At 69.7% G+C, this 9,321-nt stretch carries 10 protein-coding genes; 5 read left to right on the top strand and 5 right to left on the bottom strand.

What is annotated here, in order from left to right; all coding sequences use genetic code 11:
• A partial coding sequence (locus O3Q52_RS41760; RefSeq protein WP_269653780.1) for an ROK family transcriptional regulator occupies positions 1–923 on the bottom strand: 923 nt, incomplete at its 3' end.
• A gap of 294 nt (positions 924–1,217) precedes the next feature.
• Between O3Q52_RS41760 and O3Q52_RS41765 the strand changes: the two genes are divergently transcribed.
• The 4 genes from O3Q52_RS41765 (at position 1,218) to O3Q52_RS41780 (ending at position 4,841) form a co-directional block, all read left to right on the top strand.
• On the top strand, positions 1,218–2,561 hold the full coding sequence (locus tag O3Q52_RS41765; RefSeq protein WP_269653771.1) for a family 43 glycosylhydrolase: 1,344 nt from the start codon (positions 1,218–1,220) through the stop codon (positions 2,559–2,561).
• A gap of 200 nt (positions 2,562–2,761) precedes the next feature.
• Positions 2,762–2,950 (top strand): hypothetical protein, encoded by a 189-nt coding sequence (locus tag O3Q52_RS41770; protein ID WP_269653772.1) that lies wholly within the window; start codon positions 2,762–2,764, stop codon positions 2,948–2,950.
• A 240-nt stretch (positions 2,951–3,190) separates the two neighbouring features.
• Positions 3,191–3,583 carry a hypothetical protein gene (locus O3Q52_RS41775; RefSeq protein ID WP_269653773.1) on the top strand — a complete coding sequence of 131 codons (393 nt, stop codon included), beginning with the start codon at positions 3,191–3,193 and terminating at the stop codon, positions 3,581–3,583.
• Between the two features lie 223 nt (positions 3,584–3,806).
• On the top strand, positions 3,807–4,841 hold the full coding sequence (locus O3Q52_RS41780; RefSeq protein WP_269653774.1) for a hypothetical protein: 1,035 nt from the start codon (positions 3,807–3,809) through the stop codon (positions 4,839–4,841).
• A gap of 102 nt (positions 4,842–4,943) precedes the next feature.
• On the opposite strand, the gene O3Q52_RS41785 is transcribed toward O3Q52_RS41780, so the two are convergent.
• Both O3Q52_RS41785 and O3Q52_RS41790 read right to left on the bottom strand, forming a co-directional pair.
• Positions 4,944–6,299, bottom strand: coding sequence for a PQQ-binding-like beta-propeller repeat protein (locus tag O3Q52_RS41785; RefSeq protein ID WP_269653775.1), 1,356 nt, complete (start codon positions 6,297–6,299; stop codon positions 4,944–4,946).
• The gene (locus O3Q52_RS41790) at positions 6,296–6,847 is read right to left on the bottom strand and encodes a SigE family RNA polymerase sigma factor (RefSeq protein ID WP_269653776.1); all 552 of its coding nucleotides are present in this window, start codon (positions 6,845–6,847) and stop codon (positions 6,296–6,298) included. The genes O3Q52_RS41785 and O3Q52_RS41790 overlap by 4 nt, the downstream gene beginning before the upstream one ends.
• Before the next feature lie 171 nt (positions 6,848–7,018).
• On the opposite strand from O3Q52_RS41790, the gene O3Q52_RS41795 reads away from it, so the two are divergent.
• On the top strand, positions 7,019–8,221 hold the full coding sequence (locus O3Q52_RS41795; protein ID WP_269653777.1) for a cytochrome P450: 1,203 nt from the start codon (positions 7,019–7,021) through the stop codon (positions 8,219–8,221).
• Here O3Q52_RS41795 and O3Q52_RS41800 read toward each other — a convergent pair.
• Complete coding sequence (locus O3Q52_RS41800; protein ID WP_269653778.1) at positions 8,187–8,606, bottom strand: molybdopterin-binding protein; 420 nt, start codon at positions 8,604–8,606, stop codon at positions 8,187–8,189. The two genes, O3Q52_RS41795 and O3Q52_RS41800, sit on opposite strands and share 35 nt — an antisense overlap.
• Positions 8,607–8,734: 128 nt before the next feature.
• Positions 8,735–9,321, bottom strand: a 587-nt coding sequence (locus tag O3Q52_RS41805; RefSeq protein WP_269653779.1) for a TOBE domain-containing protein, incomplete at its 5' end; no start/stop codon positions are given.

Below are 9,321 nucleotides of genomic sequence, written 5' to 3' on the forward strand. Positions count from 1 at the left end.
GTTGCCGCGTCCAGGAACTGCGCGGGGCCGTCCGCCCTGCCGCCCGCCGCCCGGTAGCCGCGCAGTACCGCGTCGAGTGAGGCGAGGGTCTCCAGGCAGCCGGTCCCGCCGCACTCGCACCGCTCGCCGGCCGGGTCCACGGTGATGTGTCCGAACTCGCCGGACAGTCCGTGTCTGCCCCGGTGCAGCGCGCCGCCCACGACGAGCCCGCCGCCCACGCCGTGCGACAGCCTCAGGTAGAGCACGTCGCTGCTGTCCGCCGCCGCGCCCCACACCGCTTCGGCGAGCGCGGCGAGGCGGGTGTTGTTGTCGAGCAGCACCGGCACCCCGAACCGCTTGCGCAGCAGGTCCGGCAGACCGTCGATGCCCTGCGCGTGGGCGCTCTCGCTGCCGGGGTCGGTGGTCGGACCGACCACGCCGACACCGATCGCACGGAGCGCGCCGAGATGGACGGCCTGTGCCCGCCCCGAGCCGCCGGCCTCCGATTCCCCCTGCGCACGGGTCGTCAGCGAGTCGAGCAGCCGTACGGCGATGTCCACCCGCTCGGGCCAGGACAGATCCGCCGCATGCCCCTCGCCGGCCGAACCGACCACTTCGTGGGCGAGATTGACCGCGGCGACATGCACGGCACGGCGCGCGAAGTCGATGCCCACCGCCTCCCCGGCGGCCGGGTTGAGGCTGAGCTTCTCCACCGGGCGCCCCCGTTTGCGCGCCTCGATGTACGGCGTGCCGACGACCACCGCACGGCTGGTCACCAGGCCGGCGACTATGTCGTAGAGCGTGGTGCGGGAGAGCCCGCTGCGGGTGCCCAACTCGGCACGGCTCAGCGGACCGTACTTGCGGAGCAACTCGAGAACGGATTGCTCATGGCCGCGCCGGAGCCGTGTCAGCGGACCGTCGTGTGGGTGCATGCCGGACAGCATGTGAGCGGCGAATATTTTCGTCAATGAGTCGGATGAAATCATCTCGCCGCCCCCACCCTTCCGGGACGGTCGACCTCAACCCCCGTGGCCTGGGGTTACGTTGAGGATCAACGCCGCCGCCCGGGATTGTAACGCTTCGATAACGCACGGCCTTTGGTGTCGCCCCGGCCGAAATCACTCCCCGGAACACCCGATCCGGATTAATTTTCCGGAGTGTTGACGAAATCCGGCGGCCGTTCGCATCCTGTTCGTCATGCCGTCCCTCGGGCGGCCCGACAAGGGAGGACATGGCTGATGACCGACAACACCAACCGGCCGCCCATCGGCCGGAGGGCCCTGCTGGCAGGTGCGGGCACCCTGGGAGTGGCGGCGGCGCTGCCCGCAACCTCCGCACAGGCGGACCCGGCGACGCGACGCGCGCAACCCGCGTCATACCCGGCGAACTGGCCCGACCCCGAACCGTACGGCCTCGCCGACACCCGCCCGGACCTCTGGCCGCGCGACGACAACTCCTTCGTCCTCCCGCTCGAACTGCGCCCCCGGGACAAGGAGCGCGGCGTGGTCTGGATGCGGGACACCTACGTCAACTGCTTCGTCGTCGGGGGCAGTCCGCTCTACGTCGCCACCGGCACCACCCGGGCGCCGGGCCTCGACGCGGCCGCCCCGTGGAACGACGGCATCTTCGTATGGGTGTCCAGGTCACTGCGCGGACCGTGGCGGCTGGCGGACACGACCGGAATCCGCCCGGGCGCCGCCAAGGGCAAGGTGTGGTCGCCCGAGTTCGCCGGCGAGAACCGGCCCGGGCGCACGGTCGTCGCCCCCTGGCAGCAGTACTGGCACGACGACGAGTTCGGCAAGCGCGGCCAGGTGTGGGCGCCGGAGGTGCACCACGTCCGCGGCCGCTGGTACATCGTCGCGTGCATGGGTGACCACTCCCGCAAGGTCGGCTCGTTCCTGCTGGTGAGCGAGGGCGGGGTCGCGGGCCCGTACCGGCTCGCCAGGGGCAACCTCGCCAAGCCGTTCGGCGAGGCGCTCACCGGCGGGCCGCCGTTCATCGAGCCCGGTGCGTACCACCACATCGACGGCGGCATCTACGCCGAGGGCAACGACGCCTGGCTCGTGCTGCACAACGACCTGTACGCCAAGTTCCGTGCCGACATGGAGGACATCGTCCCCACCACGGACCTCCCGAGGTTCCGGCAGTCGCCCTACTCTCCGGAGCCGTACCTCGAAGGCGCGTACGTCTTCAAGCACGGCGGCAAGTACTACCTCCTCCAGGCCGCCTGGAACCGCTCGTCCGTCGCCCCGGACGGCAGCACGCGCTACGCCTACGACCCGCCGGGCACCGGCCGCGCGCAGTACCAGTACGACGCGGTCGTCGCCGTCGCCGACCGCTTCGAGGGCCCGTACTCCCGACGATGGACCGCGGGTGTCGGCGCGGGCCACAACAACTTCTTCGCCGACCACGCGGGTGGGCTCTGGGCCACGTTCTTCCGCAACCCGGTCGCCGGATACTGGTCCCACCCGTCCCGCATCGCGGACGCCGCCGTTCCCGGCGTCGTCCGCCTGGAGTGGACGGGACCGGAGGGCAATCGCCTCTACGTCCGGCGCAGGCAGAACCAACCGGCCGACGGCTGACCGTGCGAGCGGAGGTATGCGAAAGGGACACGAACCCCAGTCGTCGGAGGCTCCTCGGCCTCGCCGGGGGTGGCGCCCTGCTGCTCGCGGGGTGCCGATCGGACGGAGTCGGAGCCGGAGCCGGCGGCTCCGGAGGCAGCGGCTCCGGAGGTTCGGGCAGCCACGCCGGGCACCGGACGCGTCCCGCGGCCCCGGAGGGCGTGCGCGGCGCGAACCTCAACGAGGAGTCGCGCGGCATGACCGGCTCGGTGCTGGACGACCTGCGCGCCAGGTGGGTACGGGGCTTCGTCGCGATGCCTGAGCTGGACAGTGTGGAGGCATCCGGGCAACCCGCGATCAGGGCCCTGCTGTCGTTCGCCGGCTCGGCCATGGCACCGTACTGTCGCTGAAGTTCCCCCACCGGACCACGCTTCTCCCGCAGCCGGGCACCAGCGCGATGGACAAGGAACTCGCCCGCGTCGACATGGCGCTGGGCGCCGTGCTGGACCAGGTCGACATCCTGGTCATCGGCAACGAGCCGTTCCTCGAGACGCGCGACGAGGATCGCGCCACCTTCCTGAACCCCTTGGCGCACCCCTGCCGTCGACGCCTGGCTGGCACACGTCAAGGTCACTCCCGAGATCGAGGGCGTGGACATTCACCCGCACGTCGCCGCCATCGGGGTCGCGGCCGGCACTCCGGTGTGGCAGGAGGTGCGGGACTCCGCCGCGGACGCCGTCTCGCAGCAGCGGTGGCGCGATCTGCTGGTGAACAGCCTGTGGTTCGCCTCCCGCAAGGACTGCCTGACCAACCAGGTGCGGCGGTTCCGTGCCACGGGACGGCTGGCCGTGGCGGCCTACGGCACGCTCCAGCAGCCCGCCATGGTCCGCGACATCGGGCCGACGAAGATGCCGTGGCTGCTGAACAGCCTGTACGACAACCTCGTCGTCCAGCCTTCCGCGAACGGCGACCTGGCCCACAACCCGGCGTTCTTCGACGCGTTCCGCGCCCTCCAGGAAGAACTACGGTGCTCGGGTGACTGATGTTGAGACCGTGGCCCGTGTACGAGTCAGTAGCGGGCGTCCTGTTGAGCAGTTGGTATGTCATCCGCGGCTTCCCCTGGCCGTCGGCCTGGACTCGGAACGTCCAGCGGTCCACGTCTGGGACTGCGAAGCAGGGCAGCTGCACCAACTCGATTCCGTTGGTGCCGAGTCGAGGGTCTACGGCGATGCCGCCGGTCGGGACCGGAGGATGCGGACACCCGCCGTGACATGGCATCCGGACGAGCCGCTGCTCGTGGTGGCGACCGAGGGCAGAGTGGTGCAGTGGACCCCCGCCGGGCTCTCCGAACTGGAAAATCTTCCACCCGCTGCCCGCTACCGCAGTCTGGCATTCAGCCCGAACGGTCGGACGCTGTGGGCATCGCCGTCGTCAGGCGACGAAGACAGCGCCTGGGAGCGCTCTGACGTGTTCGACCTTGCTACGGAAACCGTCAGCATCGGCCCACGGTGGGACACCGGGGTCGCGGTGCATCCAGCCGGCGGGCTGGTAGCCACGCTCGCCAGCGATCAAGGCGCGACACACGGACTCTTCGCACGGGTCGATCACGAGCCGGCGCCTGCCGCGATGCGCGTGCTTCGACGGGCGCTGATCTTGGACGCCGACGGCTACGGGACGCCCATCTTCAGCGCAGACGGACGCCACCTTGCGATTCGAGGCAACGCATACGAGAACTCACTGGAGGTATTCGAGTTCCCCTCGCTTCACCGCGTTCTGGCGACAACCCTCGGCGAACCCAGCCCGGGCTACCCGTACCCGCCGGAGTGGCTGGAGCAGATGCGCTCCTGGTCACGACACAACCTCGCGTTCGGAGCCCAACCCGGCGTGCTCTGGGTCGGAACGCCCGCCGGGACTCTCATCGAAGTCGACCTCGAAGATCAACATGCGGTCGAGCATGATGTCCTGGCCGGCTCCCCGGTGTCCGGGCTGGGTGCCATGGCAACGGGCGAGCTCCTCATCGCCAGTCGTGGAGGTGATCTTGTGCTCTTGTCCGTACACGCCGGCTCCACGGAGACCCAAAGTGCGGACGGTGATACGTCGAGGGCCGCAGTCACGGCGTTCCTGGACGCCACATCCGAGGTTCCTGACTACGACGACCTGGAGACACACCTCGTCGTAACCGACGGAGCCCGCACCTGGGAGTCGGATGATCTGGCAACGGTGACCACCGCAGCCGCAACGGATCCGACCTGGCTGCAACTTCAGGCAGCCATCAACGTCGCGCGCGATCAGGACAAGTGACGCTCGGAGAGCGTTCTCTGTGAGGGTGAGGCGGGTTCGGTCGTTCGTGGCCCGGGTCGTCGGCCGGGGCAGCGTTGCCACCCCGGCCGATGGTCCTTCGGGTCAGTCCCCGATCTGCGGCAGAAGGGAGACGATCCTGCTGCCGTTCCGGGCGATCAGGACGTCCTCGTAGAGCAGGAGTTGGGGCGTGTCCCCGAAGGCGGGACCCGGCTTCTGGTTGCCGGTGTCGGCGTGGCCGCGCCAGAGCTGTTCACCCGTGCGCAGGTCGAGGCCGGACAGATCGCCGGTCGGGCCGACGAAGTACACGACCCCTTGGCCCGCCGGCACCACGGGAGCCGCGAGGCCCGTCATCGTGTCCTTGTCGGGCATCTTGACGCCCACCGGCCCGGTCCACAGGGTCTTGCCCGTGGTCAGCGAGTAGGCCGAGGCCTTGCCCTTCCAGGACACGGAGATCAGAAGATCACCGACGATGTCCGAGTTGGCCGGCTCTCCCTCGATCCGATAGGAGTGCGAGGTCTGCTCGCCGGAGCCGCTGAGGGTGGTCAGCCGCAGGTCCTTGTCGCCCGCACTCTTCGCTGCGATCAGGACCATCCGGTCGCCCGAGATCCCGAGGAACTGTTGCCTGCCGGGCATGGTCATGACCTTCTCGGCATGACCGGTGGCGGGATCGAGACGGATGACGTCGGTGTCGTCCTGCTTCTCGGTGTCCTGGTTGCACAGGAGATAGGGAACCCCGCTCAGCACCCCGCGTTGGCACACGATGCCCTTGTCCCAGGTGTGGCGCCACTTCTCCTCACCGGTCAGCGGATCGAGGGCCGACATCGTGCGGAGCGTCGGCGTGTTGGCCAGTACCGCGCCGTCGATGAGCATGGCGGCCTGGTCGGTGCGGTCGTCCTGCGGCATCTCCGCCGTCCACAGCACCTTGCCGGTGTCGGCGTCCACCGCCATCAGATCCGTACCGCCCATGTAGTCGCCGTTCGGCTCCTGGTCCGCGGTGTGATTGCGGTAGGCGTACACCACCCCGTCGCGCGCGGCGAACGCGTGGTCGGGCCCGTCGCCTTCGCGATTGACCTTGACGGTCCACAGCCGCTCGCTGGTGTTGGCGTCGAACTTCGCGACATCGTACCTGGACCCGCTGCAGTACAGCGCGGAACCATCCACCAGGCAGCCCCGCTCGCCGGCGCCCCGGGCGTCGTTCTGCCACGGTTTCCAGCCCTCAGGCGACACCGCCGGGCGCACAGGCCGGTCCTGCTCGGCAGCACCGCCGCCCCCGAGGCCGAGCACCGCCCCCACGGTGATCGCGGCAACGGCCACCGCAGCCCCCGCGGCCTGCGAGAAGCGGCGCCGACTGCGCCGCCGCACCACCTTTTCGGCCAGATCCCCTGGTGCCCGTACCCGGTCCAGGGCGACCGCGCGCAGTGTCTCCCGGACCTTCTCCTCCACCTGCTCCGTCGTCATCCCCGGACCTCCTTCGGCGTGTAACTGAGCTGCTGCACCTGTTCCGCGGGACTTTCCGGCCCGAGCTCCGGTACGAGCAGCCGGAGCTTGGCGAGCGACCGGTACGCCGTACTGCGCACCGTGCCGACCGGACATCTCAGCAGCGCGGCGACCTCGGCCTCCGGCAGGTCCTCGAAGTAGCGCAGTACGACCACGGCCCGCTGCCGTTTCGTCAGTCTTCCGAGCGCCGCCCACAGCGCGATCCGCAGCTCGGTGCCCGACTCGGTGTCGGCGTCGCTGCCGGACTCGGGCAGTACGGGCACCGTCGTCTCGGCGCGGTGCCTGCGCAGCCGCCAGCGGTTGACCTGCTGGCGGTACATGACCTGACGGACGTACGCCTCGGGCTGCTCGATATGAGCCCAGCGCCCGTAGGCCTTCATCAGCGCAATCTGCAGCAGATCCTCCGCGGCGTGCCGGTCCCCGCCGGTGAGCAGCACCGCGAGCTGCAGCAGCGCGGTGGAGCGCATCGCTACGAACTCCCGGAACTCGTCGTGACTTGTGGCCTCCATCGACCCTCCCCTTCTCGCAACCACCACGACGTGATGAGCCGCCCGCGGCTATCCCTCCACGGGCGAGATTGTGTGTTCACACCAAGTCGGTGACAACCTCGTACGCGCGAAGGGGGCCGGCCTTCGCACCGTCACCCACGAACCGGCACCCTCGGGAATGGAGCCGCAAGCGTGACCGACCCGTTGCAGGATCCGCGGTTCTTCGCCGATCCCTACCCGACCTACGCGCGGCTGCGAGACGCGGCGCCGGTGCGGAGGGTGCCCACCGGTTCAGGAGGGCGCCCCAGCTACCTGGTCACGGGTTACGCGGAGGCCCGGGAGGCATTCGCCGATCCTCGGCTTTCGAAGGACACCACGCGGTTCTTCGCCGGCCGGCCGTCGCAGCGGGATCTCCATCCGGCCGTCTCCCGGAACATGCTCGCCACCGACCCTCCGCAGCACGCACGGCTCCGGGCTCTGGTGACGAGGGCGTTCACCACCGGGGCCGTCGCACGCATGCGCCCCTATATCGCCGGCCTGGTCGACGAGTTGCTCGACGCCTGGCCCGAGGGCGGACCGGTGGACCTCGTCGCGAGCCTCGCCGTCCCTCTGCCGGTCACCGTCATCTGCGAGATGCTGGGGGTACCCGAGTCCGACCGGCAGCTCGTACGTACGTGGTCGAGCGATCTGTTCGCCGCCGGAGACCCCCGACGGATCGACGCCGCCTCACATGCCATCGGCGGCTACATGACCGAGCTCGTCGCCTCCAGGCGCAGCTCGCCCGGCGAGAGTCTGCTCGACGACCTCATCGCTGTACGCGACGGCCAGGATCAGCTGACCGAGGACGAACTCGTGTCGCTCGCCGTGCTTCTGCTCGTGGCAGGCCACGAGACCACCACCAACCTCATCGGCAACGCGGCCCTGGCGCTTCTCCAACACCCCGGGTCGCTCGCGCGGTTGAGGGCCGAGCCGCAGCTCCTCGGGAGTGCGCTGGACGAGTTGCTGCGCTTCGATTCGCCTGTCGGGATCGCCACGTTCCGCTACAGCACCGAAGAGCTCACGCTCGGCGGAACCGTGATTCCCGAAGGCGTTCCGGTTCTCATCGCTCCCGGCGCCGCCAACCGCGACCCGAGCCGATTTCCCGATCCGGACCAGCTCGATTTCAACCGAGGTGCCACCGGACACCTCGCCTTCGGCCATGGAATTCACAGATGTCTGGGAGCACCCCTCGCGCGAGCCGAGGCCGAACTCGCGCTCCGGGCGGTCATCTCCCGCTTCGCCGACATCCGGCCGGCGATTCCCGCGGAGGAACTGGAATGGCGGCATACGCGATTGATGCGTGGCCTTACGTCCCTGCCTCTCACATGGTCGCGAGCGACACCTCGGTCGACTTGATCAGAGCGGTGACGGCGGTACCGGTCCCCAGGCCGAGGTCGGTGACGGCGTCCTTCGTGATCGCCGAGGTCAGGTCGCCGCCGTCGACGCTCACCTTCACGGAGGCCATGGCGCCGCCCGTGGCGATGTCGGTGACCGTGCCCGGGAGCCGGTTGCGGATGGACAGGCCGTCCACCGAGCCGGTGGCCAGCGAGATCTCGGTGGACTTCACCAGGGCGCGGACGGCGGAACCCTCGGCGAGGCCGAGTTCCTTCACGGCCTCCAAGGTGATCGCCGCGGTGAGTTCCTGCCCGCCGTCGAGACGTACCTTGACGGTCGCCATGGCCTCGCCCGGGGTGATGGCGGTGACGGTGCCGGGGAGCTGGTTGCGGATGCTCAGACTCATGACGGGATGCCTCACAGATGTCTGGTTAATATGTCCCACTTTGCGGTGGCTGTGGGTTTCACCGTAGCCGGGTGGGGCGTGAGCCGTGGTGAGGCGAAGACCTCGCGTGCCGTGGTGAGCGGAGAGTGTCAGGCCGGGTAGGCGTGGGTCTGGGTCGCCTTGACCGTCGCCCACACCGTGGCCCCGGGGTGGAGGTCGAGTTCGGCGGCCGCCACGGTGGTCAGGTCGGCGGCGAGGGGGAGTTCGCCGGTGAGGTCGGCGCGGATCTGGTCGCCGTGGGTCTCCATGCCGGCCACCTCGCACTGCCAGAGGTTGCGGGCGCTGGATCCGGTGGGGCGGTCGCGGTGGAGGGTGACCGCGCCCGGCGGGAAGGCCACGAAGACCGGGCCCGTCAGGTCCTCGGTGGTCGTGATCGCCGGCCCGTCGTCCACGTGGACCGTGTGGCCCTCGGCCCGTCCCTTGTAGAGGTTCAGGCCGACCAGATGTGCGATGTAGTCCGTGCGCGGGTGGCGTGCGATGTCGGCGGGCGTGCCCTCCTGGACGATGCGGCCGTCCTCGATGACGACGAGACGGTCGGCCAGGACCATGGCGTCGAGCGGGTCGTGGGTGACGAGTACGGCGACGGCCTCGAACTCGGCCAGGTGGCGGCGGAGTTGGGTCCGTACCTCCAGGCGGGTGCGGGCGTCGAGGGCGGCGAGGGGCTCGTCGAGGAGGA

It is taken from the genome of Streptomyces sp. ActVer, from assembly GCF_027270795.1.
Lineage (GTDB): Bacteria > Actinomycetota > Actinomycetes > Streptomycetales > Streptomycetaceae > Streptomyces > Streptomyces umbrinus_A.

Coding starts and splice junctions, on each gene's coding strand:
- O3Q52_RS41785 (WP_269653775.1), bottom strand. CDS start 6,299: ATGACGACGGAGCAGGTGGAGGAGAAGGTCCGGGAGACACTGCGCGCG.
- O3Q52_RS41790 (WP_269653776.1), bottom strand. CDS start 6,847: ATGGAGGCCACAAGTCACGACGAGTTCCGGGAGTTCGTAGCGATGCGC.
- O3Q52_RS41765 (WP_269653771.1), top strand. CDS start 1,218: ATGACCGACAACACCAACCGGCCGCCCATCGGCCGGAGGGCCCTGCTG.
- O3Q52_RS41800 (WP_269653778.1), bottom strand. CDS start 8,606: ATGAGTCTGAGCATCCGCAACCAGCTCCCCGGCACCGTCACCGCCATC.